Genomic DNA, 20,188 nt, shown 5'->3' on the forward strand with positions numbered 1-20,188 from the left:
GGCCGGTCCCGGCAAGCCCCGCCCGCCTCCTCCCCTGGCATCTTCGACGCCCCTTATCGGACGCTCCACCTGCGCAGATACCTATACGACGGTCGGCATGTCGCCGTATGACCATACTGGTCCGCTGCGCAAGCGCCGCATTGCCGCGCGCCGCGGTAAACGCCCTGACGGTCCACGTTGCACGGGCGTGCGACGCATCCTTGCGGCCGCCGCCATGTTCCCTATATGTTTCGATCCCCGGTGAAACCGAGGGCTGCTCTTTGAACGGGTCAATTTCTCGCATCGCGCGCGGTCCTTCGACACGCGCGCAATCGCGCCTGAGCGTAAACTTCCTAAACTTAGCACGCCGTCGGCAGCCCGGCACGCAAGCCGGAAAACCGCGCGCAAGCCTAAACTTCCTAAACTTCGCAAGCCCGGGATGCCCCCGGCCTTCGGTGCGAAAATGGCGTGCAGGAGCGCCTCAGCGGTGCAGCGTCACCGCCATACCCAGATCTTCCGCCGAACGCGCCACGCGGAGCGGGATTGCGCCACGTAGCGCCTGCCACCCTTCCCCCTCCTGCCAGATGCGCAGCGTGCGGGGCTCGATCGGCACGGTCACTGCCCGCCGCTCGCCCGGAGCCAGCCGCAGCTTGGCGAAGCCGACCAGTGCGCATTCCGGCGCGTCGCGATAGACCTGCACCACCTCGGCGCCGGCGCGATCCGAAATGTTGGTGATGGTGACCGTCACCGCGTCGTCCGCAGCCGCCGCATCAGCCCAGTCGAACCGCGCATAGCCGAAACCGCTGCCCAGCGCGTGCCGCGCCGGCGTACCGTTGGCGATCAGCCCGCGATAGCCGAGCGTGGTTCCTTCCGCATAGGCGAGCCTGCCGTCGGCTGCAGGCGTGACGGTGTAGCCGCAATAATCGGCCTCGGCGCGGGCGATCGACACCGGCATCCGCCCACCCGGCTCGCGCTCGCCGGCAAGTACGCTGGCCAGCGCGGGGGCAAAGCCCTGCCCCGGATACCAGGCAACCAGCAGCGCCGCCGCCTGCTCGCCCCATTCGGCGTCGAAGGCGTGGCCGACATTCACGATTGCCGCGGTGCGCGGATTGGCGGCGCACACCGCCTCGATAAGCCGAAGCTGCTCGGGGGCGAGCCTCGTATCGGGCCGATCCTTGCTCTCGACGCTGGAATCGGAGGTTTCGCCGATCACCAGGAACACCGCATCGGCCGACCGTGCCGCCTCGACGGCACGGGCGAGCATCGCCTCCGGGCTGTCGGGCGTGCGGATGCCGTACCACAGACCCTGCACGCGCGCGGCGACATAGTGGAACTCCACCGTCACCAGCACCTCACGCCCCGCCTCCAGCATGACCTCGGCCGAATCCGCGTCGCCGGCCTTGAGCACGCCCATCACGTCGCCCGCTGCCAGTTCACGGCCGGCGCGCAGCACCTCGCGGCCATCGACCAGCATCCGCGCAACGCCGGTGCCGCCCAGATAGAAGCGGTGCACGCCGTCGCTGACCGGCGTAAAACGGCCGCTCGCGCGGATCGAGCCGGGTTCGTTGAACCGTCCCTGATTGTGCACCCCGACGAACCAGACGAGCGAATTGGTCGCCCGCGTCTCGCTCGACAGCGGCTCGCCCGAACAATCGGTGGTGGGGAAATAGTCGAGCGTCATGCCGCTGGTGCAGCCATCGCCCAGGTCGCGCGCGGGCTGCACCGGCATCGAGGGCAGCCGCGGCTGCGGATCGACGCCGGGCTCATAGACGATCTCGCAGGCATCGCCATAGCGGGCCCGGATCGCCTCGATCGGCGTCGGCGTGTCGGGCGCCACCGCGATCTTGGCGAAGGTGCCGCCCTGATAACAGGGCGCTGCGGCGTTCGGCCCGATCACTGCGATCCTGCGGACGCTGCCCGGCGCCAGCGGCAGCAGGTTGCCCTCGTTGCGCAGCAGCACGAAGCCCGCTGCCGCCGCGTCCTCGAGCATCGCCGCGGCGGCGCTTGCAGGCAGCGGCTCGGCCTTCGCCCCGGTCACGCGCTTCGCCGTCGCTGCGACGCGCGCGGCTGCATCGGCAACCCGCTCGGCGGAAACGGCGCCCGACGATACCGCCGCGGCAACCTTCGGCCCCATGAACCGCGCCGGACCCGGCATTTCCAGGTCGAGCCCGGCAGCGATGGTCCCTTCCGTCGAATGGGTGCCGAACCAATCGCTCATGATGAGATACGGGAAGCGCCACTCTTCTTTTACGATGTCGGTCAGGACATGCGCCTGCTCGGAGCACCAGGCACCGTTGAGCTTGTTATACGCCGCCAGCATCCCCGCGCAGCCGGCCGCCGCCGCCAGTTCGAACGGCAGCAGATAGACTTCGCGGAGCGTCCGCTCGTCGACCTGTGCGTCGACCGTGTCGCGCGCCGTCTCGCTGTCGTTGCAGACGAGGTGCTTGGCCACCGATCCGGTGCCGGTCGATTGCAACCCGTCGATCCAGGCAACGCCCAGCACGCCGGCGAGCAGCGGGTCTTCGGAGAAATATTCAAAGGCGCGCCCCGCGAGCGGGCTGCGGGCAAGGTTGAGATTGGGCGCGAGCAGCGCATCCACTCCGCGCGCCACCGCGTCACTGCCGACCACCTGCCCCATCGCCCGGGCCGTTTCGCGATCCCAGCTGGCGCCAAGCGAAGTGGGGCACGGCGTCAGCAGCGAGACGTCCCGCTCGTCGACATTGCCGCTGGCCACCCCCATCGGCCCATCGGCCATGGTGAAGGCGGGAATGCCCGCCTCCGGCACCGCGACGCTCTGCCACATCGCAGCGCCTGCGGTTAGCGCACAGCGCTCCTCGAAGCTGGGTTCGCGCATCCTTTGGTACCTCTTTCTAGGCAATCGGGGCGAGCGCGAACGCCATCAGCTGCTGCGCCTGCACTGCCACCATCTGGGCAACACCCGCATCGACGATCGTGCCATCGGGGCCGAACGGCTTCTGCTCGATTGAATTGATCGCGATGCCTACCGGCGTCGGCCAGCCGCGCATCGCATGGACGATGCCGCGCAGCGCCGCCAGCGTCACCCCGCCCGCCTGCCAACCGGCGGCCGAGACGATCAGCCCCACCGGCATCCCGTCGAAATAGACCCGCGCATCGCCGCGCGTGTCCTCCAGCAGGTCGAGCGCATTTTTCACCACGCCCGAAACGCCGCCATGATAGCCGGGCGTGGTAATCACCAGCGCATCGGCCGCGCGCACCGCCGCGACCAGCTCCGCCTGGGCCGGGCTGCGCGTCGGTTCCTCGGGGTTGAAGTGCGGCAATTCGGCGAGCGCAGGCCCGCCGAACATCCGCGTCTCCGCCCCCAGCCGCGCGCATTCGGCGAGCACCGCACGCGCCAGCAATTCGCTCGACGAATTGGCACGAAGGGTGCCGCCGATGCCGACGATCCTGCGCGCCATCGCTCAGCGCCCCTTGAACGCGGGCATCACCTTGCGCGACATCAGGTCGAGCGTCTGGTTGGCATAGGCCAGCCGCTGCTCTGTCAGCGGACCAGTGGTGGTGCCGCACAGGATGTTGCCGATGCCGAGTTCGGCATAGGGGCGCAGATGCTCGATCACCGTCTCGGGCGAGCCATAGAGGCACCAGGTGCCAATCCAGCCATCATCCAGCGCGTTGATGTTGATGTCGGTCTTCTTGTTGGCCGCATCGGTCTCGGCACGGCGGTTGAACTCGTTCTCACGATCAACCGCGTCCTGATAGCCTTTCAGGATGATCTCCAGCTCCTCGCGCGCCTGCTCGTCGGTCTCGGCGAGATGGACGCACTGGTAGCTGTGCGTGCTCCAGCTCAACGCATCGGCCACCACCGCGTCCGGATGCCCGGCCTCAAGCAGCATGCCCTTATAGGTGTCGAAATACTTCTTCACATGCGTGTACGGCTCGGTGCCGTAGATCTGCGGCGGGGTGAAGGCCGGGATAAAGGCCGGCCAGCCGTTCACCGCGGCCCGGCGCGCGCTCGATTCCTTCATCGCCACCGGCATCAGCCGCGCGTGCTTCTCGCCATAAGGCGAAGGCGTGATCCGCTGGAGCACGCGGCCCTGGTGCGGCCCATTGTCGATCTCGATCGCGGGATCGTCCATCTGTTTGGCCCACAGCGCCTCGGCCAGCGCCAGGTTCTTCTCGGCGATCGCGCCGGCATCCTTGTAGTTGACCGCGAAGCCGATCATTTCCTCAGGCGTGGTGCCCGATCCGACGCCGACCAGCAGCTTGCCCTTGGTCAAATGATCGAGAATGCTCACCCGCTCGGCAAAGCGCACCGGATGGTGCAGCGGCACCGACACCACCGAGAAGCCGAAATGCAGATCGGGGTGCTTGGCGGCGAGATAGCCGGCGAGGATGAAGCTGTCGCTCGCCACCGGCATATAGCCGTTAAAGTGATGGTCCGGCATGAAAATCGCTTCGAAGCCGGCAGCGGCTGCCCGGTCCGAATGGTCGATAAGGTCGGTGATCAGCCGGCCATCCTGCTCAGGACTCGTCGAGCGTGCATTCAGAAAAACCGAGAAGCGCATTACCCTCTCCCACCGTCCAGGCGATTACTCCGCGCCCATGACAATTAGAATTGACGTTCCTATTTTGATAGAGTTTGTGCGAACGCAATGTCAACCCAGTCGACCAAGAAGAAAGTGCGTGCCCCCCTTGCCGTGGAGCAGGTGGGCCGTGTGCCGCAGCAGGGCCGCAGCAAGGCCTCCTATGAGCGCATGTTCGCGGCCGCGCGCGCACTGATGCTGGAGCGTGGCGACGAGGAATTCACGCTGATCGAAGTGAGCCAGCGCGGCAATGTTTCGATCGGCTCGATCTATCTGCGCTTCGAGTCGAAGGACAATCTGGTGCGCGCGGTGATCTGCGAGGCGCTGGAGGAAATCGTCTCGTCCGAAGAGGCGATGTTCGAACGGCTGGCGGACGATGCCGGTAATCTCGGGGTATTCGTACGGCGCTATGTCGAGGAATATGCCGAGGTGCTGCGCGTCAATGCGCCCCTGCTGCGCCTGGCGATGCGCCGCGCCGCATTCGATCCGCTGATCTCGGCGCCGGGCAAACAGGTCGCCGATCGCTCTGCGGCGGGTGCGCAACGCGCGATGCTGCGCTTCGTCGACGAAATCGGCGGAGACCCGGCGCTGAAGGCCAATTCGGCCTATCACATCATCTTCGCGACCCTCGCACGCGAACTGAGCCTCGGCTCAACGGCGGAGTCGGCACGCAATTACGACTGGGAGTTGTTGAAGCGCGAGCTCGCCACGATGTGCCTCGCCTATCTGCGCGAGCATAACTAATACCTAGTTGCGTTGATAAGAACCCATCGCTGTTTCACCAAGCGTCACCCCGGCGAAAGCCGGGGCCCATTGGGGTCTCGCTATCGGCTCTTGCTGAGAAGGAGAGGCAAATGGATCCCGGCTTCCGCCGGGCTGACGGAGGGAAGCGGGATGAGTCGCCACCCATGCACCTTTGTATAAATCCCTGCCGCGCAAGGCGCGCTTCGTCGAAACTAGTAGCTCGTTCGGGCCACCCGTTGTTCGATCGCACCGAAAGGTTGCGCTCCGGTCGCATCGATGCCGGCCATCCGGATCGTGTCACCGAAGCTCAGGAACGGTGTCTCCGGCGCGCCCTTCGCAATGATTTCGATGGCGCGGCGCTCCGAAATGCAGGCCGATCCCAGCGTCGCATAGTCGCGGTTGGAAACCGTCCCCGAACCGATGATCGTCCCCGCGACTAGATCACGGGTGCGGGCGGCGTGGGCGACCAGTTCGGGGAAGGAAAAAGCCATCTCCCGTCCGTTGACCCGGCCGAAGCGCTCGCCATTCCATTCGACCAGCAGGTCGATGCAGACGCGGCCGTCCTGCCACCCGTCCCCCAGCGCCGCCGGCGTCACCGCGAACGGCGCCATGCTGCACGCCGGCTTGGCCTGCACCCAGCCGAAGCCGGTCTTCATCTCGATCGGCGCGACCGCGCGCAGCGACCAGTCGTTGATCTGCACGATCAGCTTGATGTGCTGCGCTGCCGCTTCTGCGGATATGCCCATCGGCACGGCATCGACGACCACGCCGAACTCGCCTTCGAAGTCGATGCCCAGGCTCTCGTCCGGAAACGGGATCGGGTCGCCGGGGCCGTAGAAGCGATCGGACATGCCCTGGTACATCAGGGGCCGGTCGCTATCGATCGGGTCGAGCCCGAACGCGATCTGCATCAGCTCGCCGTGATTGGCGAAGGCCGAACCGTCGAGCCATTGCCAGGAACGCGGCAGCGGTGCGCGCAGCAAGGTGGGGTCGATCGCTTCGCCCTGCCCCGCCGCCAGCCGTTCGGCCAGCGCCGCGAGCGGGCGCGCGACCGCGTCCCAGCGTTCGATCGCCGCCAGCAGGTTTGGAGCGACGCCCCCCGCCGACAGGCAGCGGGTGCTGTCGGACGAGACGACGATCAATTCGCCGTCGGGCGTGCCGTTGGCGCGGGTAGCGAGCCGCATCGCGTCAGTCCTCCAGGATCGCGACGGCGCGCGTCCAGCCGGCCGAGGCGCCCTTGATCTTGTGCGGGAAGCAGCTGACGGTGAAGCCGTGCGGCGGCAACGCCTCCAGATTGTGCAGCTTCTCCAGGTGGCAATAGCCGATGTCGCGGCCGGCCTTGTGGCCTTCCCAGATCAGCGAGGTATCGCCGGTTTCCTTCACCTTTTCCGCGGTATAGGCGAAGGGCGCGTCCCAGCTCCATGCGTCGGTGCCGGTCACCCGCACGCCGCGCTCGGTAAGGTACATGGTCGCTTCATAGCCCATGCCGCAGCCGATATTGACGAAGTTGGGATTGCCCACCGCGCCGCCGGCGGCGGTGTTGACCAGCACGATGTCGAGCGGCTGGAGATCATGGCCGATCCGCGCCAGCTCCGCCTCGACGTCCGCCGCGGTGACGACATAGCCGTCGGGGAAATGGCGGAAATCGAGCTTCACCCCGCGCTGGAAGCACCATTCGAGCGGCACCTCATCGATGGTAATCGCACGTTTCCCGCCGTCCATCGTCGGATGGAAGTGCCACGGCGCGTCGAGATGCGTGCCGTTATGCGTGGTGAGAGTCACCCATTCGGCGGCCGCAAACCCGGCACCGTCGGGCGTCTGCTCCTGGGTGACGCCGGGGAAGAAATGCCCTAGCTCGCCCACCGTTTCGGCGTGCGTCTGATAGGTGATCTTGGGCCGCATGAAGGGCGGATCGGTGATCACCTCGTTCTCGAGGGTGATGGACAGGTCGATGAAGCGGCGGGCCATGGCAGGTCTCCGGGAAATCAGGCCGTGTGGCCGCTGAGGGTTTCGGCGAACCAGTCGGCGATATAGTCGCGGCCGTACGCCATATTGTCGGCGCCGACATGCTCCACCCCGCCTTCGCGCGCGGTGAAGATCTTTAGCTCGCGCTTCGGGCTGTTGACCAGCTGCTCGTAGCAGTCATGCGCGTACTGAACGCTGATCTGCCGGTCGTTCGCCCCGTGGGTAACGAGGAACGGCACCTTCACGCCGCCCATATGGCCGTTGAGGTTCATCGCCTCAGCGCGCGCGAAGAAGTCGTCCATGTCCTTGGCGCCGAACGCCCACATGACGTGCGCCCAGTAATGCGGCACGGGGTTTTCGCCCTCGCGCTTCACGCGCTTTTGCTGCACCTCGGCCCAATTGTGGTTGGCGCCCCAGCAGGCACCCGAGGCGAAGCGGGGTTCATAGGCCACCGCTCGCGGCGCGAAATGGCCGCCAAGCGAAATGCCGGTCATACCGATCCGCTTGGGGTCAACATCCGCCTGCTGCTCCAGCCAATCAACAGCTTTCGATGCCCAATGCTCCGAATGCGGATCGACCGGCAAGTTCTGCAGCCGCAGCGCCTCGCCCGAGCCGGGCTGGTCGACGCAGAGGGTGGAGACGCCGCGCCGGGCCAGTGCCTCGGGCAGGCGCGACCAGTAGAGCAGTTCCTTGCAGCTATCGAGGCCGTTGCAATAGACAACGACCGGCTTCGGTCCGTCGCCCGGTGCGCGGGTGTAGAGCGCCGGCATGGTACCGTTCTCGAGCGGAATTTCCACCCGCTCGCGATTGATCTTGCCCAGCGCCGTCGCCTTGTCGAAGGCGCTGCGTGCATTGGCATAGGTCTCCTTGCGGCCAGGATGGCCATGACCCTGCATCCGCTCGGCGGTGAACAGATAGAGCGCCGCGCGCTCCAGCTTGGTCGCAGCGGAGAAGGCGCGGCCCCGCGCCTCGTCCTCGGCGGCGAGGTCGATCAGCTTGTCGCCCATCGCCGCCCATTGCGCCATGAACTGCGGCGTGCCGGCATCCGCGCCGCTCGCCGCCGCATCCTTGATCGGCTGGCACATGTCGACAATCTCGCCGATCTGCCCGCCGCTCTCCATCGCGATCGCGACCGAGAGGTTCCAGATATAATTGGGGAAGACTTCGAACAGCGCCATGGATCAGGCCTCCACGGCCGTGAATAGGCCGGGGTTCGGCGCCGGATGCGGCAGCGTCTGCGGGCCACCGGTGCCGATGCCCCACTGGTCCATCACCAACGGTGCCGGCACATGGACCTTGTGCTGGTGAGTCTCGAAATCGACTTCCTCCAGCTCCGAAGTGTACTCCGCGACGAAGCCATTCGGCGTCACGAAATAGCTGAAGGTGTTGTTACCTGCGGTATGGCGGCCGGGACCCCAGCCGATGCCGGTGCCGTGCTGCTTCAGCCGGTGTGCGCCGCGCATCATGTCGTCCACGCTCAGCATGTCATAAGCGACATGGTTGAGGCAGGGCGGCCCGGGCAGTAGCGCGATGCGGTGATGCGCCGAGTTGCAGCGCAGGAAGCACATGAAGTCGCCGAGCCAGTCGCTCACCTTGAAGCCCAGCACGTCAGTGAAGAACTTCACCGCCGCCTGATGGTCGGGCGAGTGCAGCACGATATGGCTGATCTTGAGCGGCACACCTTCCCAGCGCGCAAGCTCGCGCTTCGGGCTGCGCGCGACGTCGCTCGACACCTCGAACAACAGGCCGTCGGGCGAGAAGAATCGGAAGCCATAGCCGCCACCCGGGCTAGTCAGGTCGGCTGGCGCACCGACGGTGCGGCAGCCGACTTCGCTCACCTTGGCGTGGAGCGCATCGACATCGGCGCGGCTGTCGGCGGCAAGCGCAATCACGTCGACACGGTTCTCGTCGGCCGCGCGCAGGCGGACGACATGATGTTCGTCATGCCCCTGGGTCTTGAACCAGGCCATGCCGTCCTCGCTCGGCACCGGCTCAAGCCCCCATTGCTCGGTATAAAAGGCGCGCTCGGCCTCGAGGTCCTTCACCCCGTAGCCCACATAGCGGATTTCAGTAACACGGCTCATTTCGGTTTCCTCAGATAGGCTGGGCGGTGACGGCGAACATCTCGGCGGTCGCCTTGTGGTTATCGATGGCCGGGCCCTTGCCGAGCTGCCCCATGCAGATCGCCAGGCTGGCGTTGACGATGTAGGCGCAGCGCTCGTAGCGGCGGGCGCGATAGGCGGTGAAGGCGGCCTCCACGCTGTCGGCCTTGGCGAGCTCGTCGGCGAGGACGAGGCTGTCTTCGATCGCCATGCCCGCGCCCTGCCCCAGATGCGGCGTGGTGGCGTGTACCGCATCGCCCAGCAAGCCGATGCGGCCCTTGTGCCACGGCCCGGTGACTAGCATGCCTTCGAGCGGGCGATAGACTATGCCGTCATCGTCGATGATCTGCTCGGCCAGCTCGCGGATTGCCGGCGCACAGTCGGCCAGCTTGGCGCGCATGGTCGCGGCGAGGCCCTCGCGTGGATACCGGGGGTTGCCCGGCTCCGGCGTGGTCACGAACATGTACATCAGGTCTTCGCTGATCGGCACCAGCCCCAGGCCCGTGCGGCCGTTATAGACCTGGAGCGCGTCCATGCCGGCCGGGCGCGGGAAATTGTACCGCCAAACCGCCTGGCCGGTATATTCGGGCTTCTCGGCCTCAGGCAGGATGGCGGCGCGCGTTTGCGAATGGACGCCGTCGGCGCCGATCACCATGTCGTAGATGCCACTGGTGCCGTCGGAGAAAGTCACCGCGACGCACTCGCCGTCATCGACCATCGTCTTGACGGTGATACCCAGCCGAACGTCGGCGCCGTCGGCGAGCACGCGGTCCCCCAGTACCTTGTGCAGCGCCGGACGACCGATACCGACATTGGCGGGAAAGCCGTCGGCCAGTCTGGGCGAGGGCACGCGCGCGACCTTGGCACCGTCCGGCGCGAATATCTCGACCGCGTCAAACCCGACCCCGGCTGCGATATATTCGTCCAGAACCCCAAGCTGCGCCACCGCGCGCACCACATTGGCCTGCTGGATGATACCGACGCCGTAGACAGACCATTTCGGATCGCGCTCGATCACCGTGAGCCGGTGGCCCTGCGGCGCCAGCGCAATCGCCGCGGTAAGCCCGCCGATCCCGCCGCCGACGATCAGGATATCAAGCGGCGGCATCGGCCGCCTCGGCCAGCTTCACGCGCTTGGTATCACCGTTGACGGCGGGGAAGGGCAGATAAGAAATGCGCAGCTGCTCGGTGAGCGACAGCTCATGCTCGCCGGCCGGGAAGCCGCCGGGACGCTCGACCAGGATCGTCGCCTTGGCGCCGAACGCCCAGCGCCGGTCATAGGCGGTTTCCATTTCGTCGAGGGTTAGCGGTCCCCGCCCCTCGTCGAACCGCACCGCCTCGCGTGGCAGCAGATTGCCGTCGATCGCGACGTCGAGCTTCTCGACCATCGACAAGGTCAGGCCGCGATAATAGCCGAGCTTGGCTTCGAAGGCGAAGCCGGTCGGCGCTTCAGCCGGGCCGGTGTTACGCACGCTGTCGGCTTCGATCAGATACTTGTCGAACATCATCAGGCGGGTTCCTTCTCGGCGCCGAGCGCGGCTTCGGCCTGGGCGATCAGGCGATCAAACATCACGTGCTGGCGGCGGACCTGTTCGCGACTGTCCACCTCCATCACGTCCTGGATCCAGCGATTGCCCTCATATTCGCTGGAAAGCGTGCCCTCCCAGCCGCACTTCACCAGCTCCGGGATCACCTCGTCATAGGCGATCGCCGGATCGGTGCAGTCTTCGTTCATCTCGTAGAACTTGGCCTGGATGTGCCGGAAATACGGGGCGTAGTCTTTCAGCCGCTTGGGATTGGCATAGGGCGAGTGGCGCAGCGTTTCGGCCATAGCAATTTCCGCCTTGTTGCCCCCCCGCTTCACCGCAACTTCGTAGATCGTGTATTCGGCCATCACCTTTTCCTCGTGCTGGTCGACGATGAACTGGGCGACCTCGGGCCGCGCGCCCTGACGCTCGAAGCGCGCGCGATGGACCGGCGAAAAGTGCTTCATGAAGATGCCCATGTCGGGCAGGATGCCGAGGTGACGGGTGTTCAGCCGATCCGCGACCTCTATCGTGCGCAGGATCCAGGCATGCTCCAGATGCCATGGCGCGTGGACCTCCACCCCCATATGCACGTCCAGCTCCTCGGCGTACGGCACGCAGCGCGCGAGGATATCGGGACGCACAAACACCAGCACGCGCATGTTCCTGATGCCGAGCCGGTTGCACAGCACCAGGTCGCGGCGGATGCTGGCGACCTGTTCGTCGTCCGAGAGCAGTTCGCCCTTGCGCAGCTTGGTATCAAGGAACATGTCGTAGCAGGTGAAATGCGCGCCGTGGCGGGCAAGCATTTCCTGCCAGCGCACGACTTCCGCATCGTCGATGTTCGGGAACGTCGGCATGTTCTGCTCGGGCAGGATTTCGATACCCTTGGCGCCGAGCGACACCGCATGGGCGATCGCGTCCTCGACCGTCATCTGGCCGAGGAACATCTCTTCCTGGTAGCTGTAGAGGCTCACGCCCCGCTGGATTTTCGACACGATGGCTCCGTGAGTTACAGGCGACAAAGGGCCACGCCCTGCGCCATGGTGAAAACCCAGGCGCGAGGACGGACATCAAAGGATAGGATGGAGACGCGAGCGCCTTTGGCAGAGAGGTCTATCGGCGCCGGTGGGCGCGGGATCGCTGGCTGCATTTCGACACTCCTCTCGCAATCGAGCGATCTTGGGGCCGCCCAAAACGGCCTGTCGCTTCTGGGAGAAATCTACGTCGATAAACTGCGATATGAAAAATAGATTGTTTCTATCGTTTCAAATAGACCGCATGGATTTCAAAGGACCCATAATTTACAAATTGGATGGAAATCAATCTGGATAATAAATTTCCAATATTTCCTCGAATGGCTATCACGAAGCCGGGCCCGCAAGAGGCCGGCAAAGGAGAGACCAAGGGCATGATCCACCCGCCTCGTTCAAACACGCACCTTCACAGAGGCATTGCCTGATGCGGCGCCTCCGGATGGGAATGGTCGGTGGTGGGCTCGGCGCTTTCATCGGCCCGGTCCACCGCATTGCGGCAACGCTGGATGGGCAGATCGAACTTGTTGCCGGGGCCTTCAGCCGTGCGCCCGAACGGTCCTTCCAGGCGGGCCGCCATTACGGCATCGCGCCTGAGCGCAGCTATGCAAGCTGGTCGGAGATGATCGAGCAGGAGTGCGCCAGGCCTGACGGCATCGATTTCCTGACAATCGCGACGCCCAATGACACCCATCTGCCGATCGCCAAGGCAGCGCTGGAGGCGGGTATCGCAGTGATGAGCGACAAACCGGCGACGGCGACCCTCGCCCAGGCGCTGGAACTGGCCGGCACGGTGCGAAACACGTCGCGCCCCTATGCGCTGAGTTACACCTATAGCGGCTATCCGCTGGTGCGGCATGCGCGAGCATTGATCGCCTCGGGCGGCATCGGCACGGTGCGCAAGGTGCTGGTGGAGTATCTTCAGGGATGGCTTGCTGCACCGATCGAACGCGCCGGTAACAAACAGGCAGAATGGCGCACGGACGCCGGCAAGTCCGGCGTCGGCGGCGCCATCGGCGACATCGGCGTGCATGCCTTTCACCTCGCGGAATTCGTAACCGGCCAGCGCGTCGAGGCAATCAATGCCGACCTTGCCGCAGTCGTACCGGGGCGCGCGCTCGACGATGATTGCAGCGTGCTGCTGCGTTTTGCCGGTGGCGCGCGCGGCGCCCTGCTCGCGTCGCAGGTTGCGATTGGCGAGGCCAACGGCCTGTCCCTGCGCGTCTATGGAGACAAGGGGGCGATCGCCTGGCGCCAGGAAACCCCCAACCAACTGTTTCTCCATCACCTTTCCGGCCGCACCGAGATTCTGACAGCGGGAGGCGTCGGCCTGCTTCCTGCCGCGACAGCGGCGACCCGACTGCCGGCGGGGCATCCGGAAGGGTATCTTGAAGCATTTGCCAATCTGTATCGCGACTTCGCCAAGTGCCTTCGCGGCGACGCCGCACCAGAACTGCCCGACATTGAGGAAGGCGTTCGCTCGATGCTGTTCGTCGAGCGTGCAGTGGAAGCGAGCCGCGCAGGCATGGCCTGGGTGTCGCTCGACGGGACGGAGGCTTGCGTATGAAGACGATCAAGGGACCGGCCATTTTCCTCGCCCAGTTTCTCGGAGAGGCTGCTCCGTTCAACACTCTGGACAGTCTGGCCGCCTGGGCCGGCGGGCTAGGTTATAAGGGCATTCAGCTACCCTGCGACCCTCGGCTGATCGATCTGGAACAGGCGGCCACCTCCAGTACCTATTGCGACGACCTGCTTGGTCGGGTGCGCGCGCACGGCGTTGAGATCACCGAACTTTCGACTCATCTTCAGGGCCAGCTCGTCGCAGTCCATCCTGCCTATGATGCGCTGTTCGATGGCTTTGCTGCGCCCGAAGTTCGAGGCAACCCCGCTGCGCGAACCGAATGGGCGATTGCGCAGGTGAAGCTTGCCGCCCGCGCCAGCGCCCGTCTTGGGCTCAGCGCGCATGCCAGCTTTTCCGGTGCGCTCGCTTGGCCCTATGTCTACCCTTGGCCACAACGGCCGGCTGGCCTGGTGGAAGAGGCTTTCGCCGAACTGGCGCGCCGCTGGCGGCCCATCCTCGACGTGTTCGAGGACGCCGGCGTCGATTGCGCGTATGAACTTCATCCGGGCGAGGATCTGCACGATGGCGTGACCTTCGAGCGCTTCCTTGACGCAATCGATCAGCATCCCCGGGCGAACATTCTCTACGACCCCAGCCATTTCGTGCTGCAGCAGCTCGATTATCTGGCATTTCTCGACGATTATCACTCACGCGTAAAATGCTTCCATGTGAAGGACGCTGAGTTTCGTCCGAATGGCCGATCCGGCGTCTATGGCGGCTATCAGAGCTGGCAGGACCGTCCCGGCCGCTTCCGCTCGCTGGGAGATGGTCAGGTTGATTTCAGAGCGATCTTTTCGAAGATGGCCCAATATGACTTTGCTGGTTGGGCCGTGCTCGAATGGGAATGCGCATTGAAACACCCTGAACAGGGTGCCGCCGAAGGTGCGCCCTTCATCCGCGACCACATCATTCGCGTCACCGAACGCGCCTTCGACGATTTCGCGGCAAGCGGCGTCGATGCCGAAGCCAACCGCCAGCTCCTGGGGTTGCGTAAATGAACGACGGCTTGGCGTCGGCCAGCGGCCCCATCCGCGGGGAGGCCGGAAAGAGCATCTTTAGGCCGTGAGCGGCTGATCCGCGATTTGCAGGGACAGCTATCTATCGATAGCATCGATCAAAACGACGAAAATACCCTGCAAAGAGGAATGCCATGCGGTTCAAGGGCCTCGATCTGAATCTGCTTGGTGCGTTCGACGTGCTGCTGGAAACGCGCAGCGTTTCGGCCGCCGCGCGCCAGATGAACCTCAGCCAGCCTGCGATGAGCGCCGCACTGACGCGACTGCGCCAATTTTTCGGCGACGAGCTGCTCATCCCGCAAGGCAAGCGCATGTACCCCACCGCCTATGCCGAGGCGCTGGTGCCGCAGGTGCGCGAATGTCTCCATGTGGTGGAATCGATGCTGGTCACTTCCGGCCGGTTCGATCCAGGGACGAGCCAGCGGCGCTTCCGGCTGATCCTGTCCGATTATGTGATGACCGCCGTGCTCGCCCCCGCGCTGCAGACCGTAGCGACGATGGCACCCGGCATACGGCTGGAGATCACCCTGCCGGGGTCCGAGGCCGGCATCGAACTGCGCGAAGGCCGCGCCGACCTGTTCGTTGCGCCCGAGCAATTCATTTTCAGCGACCACCCCAGCGAGTTGCTGTGCGAGGAGCGCTATGTTCTGGTCGGCTGGGCCGAAAACCCCCTGTTCGACGATGTGCTGACGCTGGAAGATTTCAGCAGCGCCGGCCACATCGCCGTGCGGCTGGGTGGTCCACGCGACTATTCCTTCGCCGATCGTCAGGTCCGGCAACTGGGAATAGAGCGCCGGATCGAGGTGGAGGCCCCTTCCTTCACGGTCGTTCCGTGGTTGCTGGTCGGGTCGCAGCGGCTGGCGCTGATGCAGGAACGGCTCGCCCGGCGTGTGCTGACCGCCTTCCCGTTGCGCACCGCGCCGATCCCTTTCCCGTTTCAGCCGATGCGCGAAATGATCCAATATCACAGCAGCCGCAAGAACGACGAAGGCCTGCGCTGGATGATCGAACGACTCCGCGAGCCGGCCGCGCTCGCCTGATCGGCCGGTCTGCGCGACACCGTCAGCCGAAACCCGCTCCAGATGGCGGACAGCAGCCAAGCCGACTCAAGGGATCCTTTCGAGGCCCGTATCCCCGCCTAGTGCTCGATACAGTGCGGCTGCCGCTGCAAGCTGCTCACGACGCACCGCCAAAACGGCCTGCCGCGCGGCATATGCGGCACGCTGCGCATCGAGCAGTTCCAATCGACTGGTTTGCCCTGCGCGATAGGCCATTGCCGCCAGCGTGTGCCTGCGCTCGGCCTCGGTGGCGGCGGCCTGCTGTTCGCTGAGCTGCGCCGTATAGGTCGCTTGCGCAGCCAGCCCGTCGGCGACTTCGCGGAAGCCGATCTGGATCGCCTTCTCATAGCCCGCGACCGCGGTCGAGGTGCGCAGCCGGGCAAGATCGAGATTGCCGCGCAACTCGCCGCCGCGGAAGATCGGCACGCTGATCGCCGGCGCATAGGACCAGCTGCGGTTCGCGCCGCGAAACAGGCTCTCCAGACCCAGACTGGCAAAGCCGAACGCGCCGGTGAGCGAGAGGCGCGGGAAAAAGGCTGCTCGGGCCGCGCCGATATCCGCATTGGCGGCGCGCAGCTCGTGTTCCGCCTGGGCGATGTCGGGACGGCGGGTAAGCAGCTCCGACGGTGCACCAGCGGCGAGTGCGCTGCGGACCGGCTGATCAAGAAGCGGCATCGCGGGCGGCAGATCGCCCGGGAGCTGCGCGCCGACTGCCAGCGTCAGCGCGTTCATCGCCTGCACGCGCTCGCGTTCGCGCTGCGCGAGATCGGCCTGTGCCTGCCGGACCGAGCCCTCCGCCTGGGCAAGATCGGTGCCGCTCGCCTGTCCTGCCGTCCGCCGCTGGCGGGTGATTTCGAGCGCGGTTCGCCAGTCATCCAGCGTCGCGCGGGTCAGCGCCAGTTGCTCGTCCGCCAAGCGCTCGTTCCAATAGGCATCCGCCACCGCCCCGATTACCGCGAGCCGCGCCGCACGCCGCGCTTCAACCGACGCCAGCCAGCGTTGCAGTGACGCTTCGTTCATCGCACGCACCCGACCGAACAGGTCGAGCTCGAAGCTGGTCAATGCTAATTGCGTGGAAAACTGGCCGAACTCAAACCCGCTGGCGCTACCCCCGGGCTGCAGGCCGACGCCCGCACCAGCGACTGAGGAAGGCTGGCGCTGACGGGTATAACTCCCCTCGGCATTCAGCGCGGGAAGCGCCTGCGCCCGCTGCACTCGCAACTGCGCATAGGTCGCCTCGGCATTCAGCACCGCTATGCGCAGGTCGCGATTGGCGTCGAGCGACAATGCGATCAGCCGTTGCAGGCGAGGATCGCCGAACATGCCGCGCCATTCCGGCATCCCCTCTCCTCCATCGGCGACCGGATAGGTGTCGGCGACCGGCGGCGCCGGCAGGGAGAGCTTGGGCGTCATCGAACAGGCGGTGGTTGCCAGCAGCAGCACGAGTGGAAGTCGGCGCATCGTCATGCCCCCTTCCCCGTACGGCGAGTCTGCCAGCCTTCCGCTAGCCCCACCACCACCACGAAGAACACCGGCACAAACAACAGGGCAAGTATGGTACCGGTGATCATCCCGCCGAACACGCCGGTGCCGATCGCGTGCTGCGTTTCGGCGCTCGCCCCGACTGCCAGCATGAGCGGCAGTACGCCGAGCGTGAAGGCCAGGCTGGTCATCACGATCGGTCGCAACCGTACCCGAGCAGCCGCGACCGCCGCCTCAACCAAGCTACTGCCGTTCGCGCGATACTGTTTGGCGAATTCGACGATCAGAATCGCATTCTTCGCGCTTAACCCGATGATCGTAATGAGCCCGACCTTGAAGAAGATGTCGTTGGTCAGTCCGCGCAGCGCCACGGCGGAAACGGCGCCGATCAGTCCCAGCGGCACCACCAGCATCACCGCAACCGGGATCGACCAGCTCTCATACAGGGCGGCCAGGACGAGGAAGACGACCAGCATCGACAGGACAAGCAGCATCGGCGTCTGGGCACCCGCGTCACGCTCTTGTCGGGACTGGCCGGTCCACTCGATCGCGAAGCCCGGCGGCAACTGTGCCGCCAGACGCTCCATCTCGCGCATCGCCTCGCCGCTCGATGTGCCCGCCGCTGCCGTGCCGGTAATGCTGACCGAAGGATAGCCGTTATAGGTCGAAAGCTGCAGCGGACTGGTGCTCCAGACCGGCGTCACCAGTTCAGCGAGCGCCACCGTTTTCCCCTCGGCACCGCGCACCCGCAGCCGCAGCACATCATCGAGGTTCATCCGGTCCTTCGCGTCAGCCTGAACGATCACCTGCTGAAGCCGGCCCTTGTTCGGGAAATCGTTGACATAGCTGCTGCCGAGCGCGGTACCGATCATGTCACTCACCGCGCTAAACGATACGCCGAGTGCGCGAGCCTTGGCACGGTCCACGTCCAGCCGCACGCTGGTGCCGGCGGGAAGCCCCTCTGCATACACACCCGCAAGCTTGGAACTGCGTGCAGCGGTGGCGATCAGCGCATCGCGAGCGGCGAACAGCGCGTCGCGCCCCTTGCCCGCGCGATCCTCCAGCCGCAGGGCGAAACCCGAAGACGTGCCCAGCTCATCGATCGCCGGCGGCAACATGCTCATCACCCGGCCTTCGTGCACCGCTTTCTGCATCGCTGCATCGGCGGCGGCGGCTTCCTTGCGCACATCGGTACCGCCGCGTGCGCCCCAATCCTTGAGCATGGTATAAATCATCGCCGCGTTGGGGCCGGAGCCCGAAAAGCCGAAGCCGAGGATCGCCTCCGTCCGCTCAATGCCCGGCCGGCCGGCGATATGTCGTTCGAACGCCTCTACGGCTTCCTGTGTGCGGCTGGCCGTGGCGTCGGCGGGAAGCTGAAAGCTGGTCATGAAATAACCCTGATCTTCTTCCGGCAGAAACGAGGACGGCAGCTGGTTGAAGGCGCCCCCGAGCAGACCGAGAATCGCGGCGAAAACCAGCATCATCCGCATGCTTCGTTTCAGCAGCGCGCGAACCCAGCCCTGGTAGCGCGCCGTCGCACGATCGAACTGCCGATCAAACCAGGCAAAAAAGCGGTTCTTGCGCGGTTCCTTGTCCAACGGCTTGAGCAGCGTGGCGCAAAGCGCGGGCGTAAGCGTGAGCGCCAAAAATGCGGAGAACAGGATGGAGACCGCCATCGCCATCGAGAACTGGCGATAGATGGTACCGACCGAGCCCGCGGCGAACGCCATGGGAATGAATACGGCCGAGAGAACCAGGGTGATGCCGATCACCGCAGGCGTGATCTCACGCATCGCCTTGCGGGTTGCCTCGCGGGGGGCCAGCCCTTCTTCGTGCATCAGCCGCTCGACATTCTCGACAACGACAATCGCGTCGTCGACGATGATGCCGATGGCCAACACCATGCCGAACATGGTCAGCACGTTGATCGAATAGCCGGTCGCCAGCATGACTGCGATCGTACCAAGCAGCGCGATAGGCGCGACGATCGCCGGGATCAGCGTGTAGCGGATCTTCTGGAGGAACAGGTACATCACCAGGAAGACGAGCAGCATCGCCTCGGCCAGCGTGTGTAGCACCTTCTCGATCGAAATGCGGACGAACGGAGCAGAGTCGACTGGTACCGACCAGCTCATGCCGTTTGGCAAAGCCCGCGCCAGTTCGGCCATGCGCGCTCGCACGCCCTGCGATACTGCAACGGCATTGGCTCCGGGGCTCAGCTGAATAGCGGCGGAGGCGGCGACCTTGCCGTTCTCGCGGGTGGCATTGCCGAAGCTCTGTCGACCGAGCTCGATCCGTGCGACCTTGTCGAGTGTTACGCTCGATCCGTCGGTGTTCGCCTTCAGGATCACGCCGGCGAAATCTTCGACCGTCTTGAGCTGACCGTCCGCGGTCAGCGGCACCAGCACGCGCTGCCCAGCAGCGGTCGGCTCCGCCCCCAGCGCACCGGGGGCGATCTGTACGTTCTGCTCGGCGATGGCGCTCGTTACGTCGCTCGCGGTGAGACCGAAACCGGCAAGCTTTGCCGGGTCGATCCAAATCCGCATGGCGCGCTCGGTCGAGAAATTCTGGACCCGGCCGACGCCGGGCACGCGCTTCAGTTCATCGACGATGTTGCGCGTCATATAATCGGATAGCGCCACTTCGTTCTGCTGCGCGTCCGAAAGCAGGCTGACGATCATCAGAAAGCCGGAAGATGCCGATTCTACGGTTACACCGGTCTGACGCACCACCTGTGGCAAGCGAGCCTCGATTGCCTTGAGGCGGTTCTGCACGTCGACCTGCGCCATTTCCGGATTCGTGCCGCGACGGAAGGTTGCGGTGACGGTGGCGGAACCGGAAGTGTCGGCCGAACTCTCGAAGTAAAGCAGGTTCTTCACGCTCGAAAGCTCGCGCTGGATCAACGACACGACACTGTCGTTGAGTGTCTGCGGCGTGGCGCCCGGATAGCTGGCATAAATGCTGACAGTGGGTGGTGCGACATTGGGGAAGCGCGCGACCGGCATCTGCGGAATGGCGAGCGCGCCCATCAACACGATGGCGATGGCAATGACCCAGGCGAAGACTGGACGATCGATGAAGAACTGCGGCATGGCGGGC

The 20,188-nt window shown here is 65.2% G+C and carries 16 protein-coding genes; 4 read left to right on the forward strand and 12 right to left on the reverse strand.

All coding sequences use genetic code 11. From position 1 onward, the window contains the following. Positions 1–460: 460 nt before the first annotated feature. From ACT53K_RS08505 to ACT53K_RS08515, 3 genes are read right to left on the reverse strand one after another with little or no spacing between them, the layout of a single operon-like run. Positions 461–2,833, reverse strand: coding sequence for a glycoside hydrolase family 3 protein (locus tag ACT53K_RS08505; protein ID WP_476228163.1), 2,373 nt, complete (start codon positions 2,831–2,833; stop codon positions 461–463). Between the two features lie 16 nt (positions 2,834–2,849). Next, the gene (locus ACT53K_RS08510) at positions 2,850–3,416 is read right to left on the reverse strand and encodes an NADPH-dependent FMN reductase (protein WP_476228164.1); all 567 of its coding nucleotides are present in this window, start codon (positions 3,414–3,416) and stop codon (positions 2,850–2,852) included. A 3-nt stretch (positions 3,417–3,419) separates the two neighbouring features. Continuing rightward, a complete protein-coding gene (locus ACT53K_RS08515; protein ID WP_476228165.1) occupies positions 3,420–4,523 on the reverse strand; it encodes an LLM class flavin-dependent oxidoreductase in 1,104 nt (367 codons plus the stop codon). Between the two features lie 87 nt (positions 4,524–4,610). Here ACT53K_RS08515 and ACT53K_RS08520 point away from each other — a divergent pair, with 87 nt between their 5' ends. Next, the gene (locus tag ACT53K_RS08520; protein ID WP_476228166.1) at positions 4,611–5,285 is read left to right on the forward strand and encodes a TetR/AcrR family transcriptional regulator; all 675 of its coding nucleotides are present in this window, start codon (positions 4,611–4,613) and stop codon (positions 5,283–5,285) included. A 212-nt stretch (positions 5,286–5,497) separates the two neighbouring features. Here ACT53K_RS08520 and ACT53K_RS08525 read toward each other — a convergent pair whose 3' ends face one another. The 7 genes from ACT53K_RS08525 to ACT53K_RS08555 are packed head-to-tail and all read right to left on the reverse strand — an operon-like array spanning position 5,498 to position 11,876. Continuing rightward, positions 5,498–6,469 carry a fumarylacetoacetate hydrolase family protein gene (locus tag ACT53K_RS08525; protein WP_476228167.1) on the reverse strand — a complete coding sequence of 324 codons (972 nt, stop codon included), beginning with the start codon at positions 6,467–6,469 and terminating at the stop codon, positions 5,498–5,500. A gap of 4 nt (positions 6,470–6,473) precedes the next feature. After that, positions 6,474–7,253, reverse strand: a complete 780-nt coding sequence (locus ACT53K_RS08530) for a cyclase family protein (protein WP_476228168.1) — start codon at positions 7,251–7,253, stop codon at positions 6,474–6,476. Between the two features lie 17 nt (positions 7,254–7,270). Continuing rightward, positions 7,271–8,428 carry an alpha/beta hydrolase family protein gene (locus tag ACT53K_RS08535; RefSeq protein WP_476228169.1) on the reverse strand — a complete coding sequence of 386 codons (1,158 nt, stop codon included), beginning with the start codon at positions 8,426–8,428 and terminating at the stop codon, positions 7,271–7,273. Between the two features lie 3 nt (positions 8,429–8,431). Continuing rightward, positions 8,432–9,334 carry a VOC family protein gene (locus ACT53K_RS08540; RefSeq protein ID WP_476228170.1) on the reverse strand — a complete coding sequence of 301 codons (903 nt, stop codon included), beginning with the start codon at positions 9,332–9,334 and terminating at the stop codon, positions 8,432–8,434. A gap of 10 nt (positions 9,335–9,344) precedes the next feature. Beyond that, positions 9,345–10,460 (reverse strand): FAD-dependent oxidoreductase, encoded by a 1,116-nt coding sequence (locus ACT53K_RS08545; RefSeq protein ID WP_476228171.1) that lies wholly within the window; start codon positions 10,458–10,460, stop codon positions 9,345–9,347. Beyond that, positions 10,447–10,860 carry a C-glycoside deglycosidase beta subunit domain-containing protein gene (locus ACT53K_RS08550; RefSeq protein ID WP_476228172.1) on the reverse strand — a complete coding sequence of 138 codons (414 nt, stop codon included), beginning with the start codon at positions 10,858–10,860 and terminating at the stop codon, positions 10,447–10,449. The genes ACT53K_RS08545 and ACT53K_RS08550 overlap by 14 nt, the downstream gene beginning before the upstream one ends. Then, on the reverse strand, positions 10,860–11,876 hold the full coding sequence (locus tag ACT53K_RS08555; RefSeq protein WP_476228173.1) for a sugar phosphate isomerase/epimerase family protein: 1,017 nt from the start codon (positions 11,874–11,876) through the stop codon (positions 10,860–10,862). Before ACT53K_RS08555 ends, ACT53K_RS08550 begins: the two co-directional genes overlap by 1 nt. A gap of 463 nt (positions 11,877–12,339) precedes the next feature. On the opposite strand from ACT53K_RS08555, the gene ACT53K_RS08560 reads away from it, so the two are divergent. From ACT53K_RS08560 to ACT53K_RS08570, 3 genes are all read left to right on the forward strand, one after another. Then, positions 12,340–13,479 (forward strand): Gfo/Idh/MocA family protein, encoded by a 1,140-nt coding sequence (locus ACT53K_RS08560; protein WP_476228174.1) that lies wholly within the window; start codon positions 12,340–12,342, stop codon positions 13,477–13,479. Next, complete coding sequence (locus ACT53K_RS08565) at positions 13,476–14,531, forward strand: sugar phosphate isomerase/epimerase family protein (protein WP_476228175.1); 1,056 nt, start codon at positions 13,476–13,478, stop codon at positions 14,529–14,531. Before ACT53K_RS08560 ends, ACT53K_RS08565 begins: the two co-directional genes overlap by 4 nt. Positions 14,532–14,683: 152 nt before the next feature. Then, complete coding sequence (locus ACT53K_RS08570; protein WP_476228176.1) at positions 14,684–15,589, forward strand: LysR family transcriptional regulator; 906 nt, start codon at positions 14,684–14,686, stop codon at positions 15,587–15,589. Between the two features lie 66 nt (positions 15,590–15,655). Here ACT53K_RS08570 and ACT53K_RS08575 read toward each other — a convergent pair whose 3' ends face one another. Beyond that, a complete protein-coding gene (locus tag ACT53K_RS08575) occupies positions 15,656–17,074 on the reverse strand; it encodes an efflux transporter outer membrane subunit (RefSeq protein ID WP_476228177.1) in 1,419 nt (472 codons plus the stop codon). Beyond that, entirely contained in the window at positions 17,071–20,181 is a 3,111-nt protein-coding gene (locus ACT53K_RS08580) for a multidrug efflux RND transporter permease subunit (protein ID WP_476228178.1), read from the reverse strand. Before ACT53K_RS08580 ends, ACT53K_RS08575 begins: the two co-directional genes overlap by 4 nt. Positions 20,182–20,188 lie beyond the last annotated feature (7 nt).

Source organism: Sphingomonas sp. DMC8 (assembly GCF_056314185.1).